This is a genomic window from Bradyrhizobium sp. Kon69 (assembly GCF_055807515.1).
Genome location: NZ_JBVVOS010000356.1, coordinates 1 through 271 on the forward strand (window position 1 = coordinate 1; position 271 = coordinate 271).

Here is a 271-nt window from a genome sequence, read left to right on the forward strand (position 1 = left end):
GCCTCCGGCTGCTGCATGCACCACACGTCCAGAAACACCAGGGACTGGCGCAGGTGATGGTTGGCGCCAAAGCCGCCAATGGCCCCCGGCGACACGCTGATGACCGCCCCCGGCTTGCCGCCCCAGACGCTCTGCCCATAAGGGCGCGACCCCACGTCAATGGCATTCTTCAGCACCGCAGGCACGGAACGGTTGTATTCCGGAGTCACGAACAGCACCCCGTCGGATGAACTCACCTGATGGCGGAAAGTGCTGTAGGCTGCGGGCGCTG

General features: G+C 65.3%; 1 protein-coding gene. It reads right to left on the reverse strand.

The annotated features are described in order from the left end of the window. On the reverse strand, positions 1-271 hold a 271-nt coding region (locus AC0L3U_RS39440), incomplete at both ends, for an NADPH-dependent FMN reductase (RefSeq protein WP_473365128.1).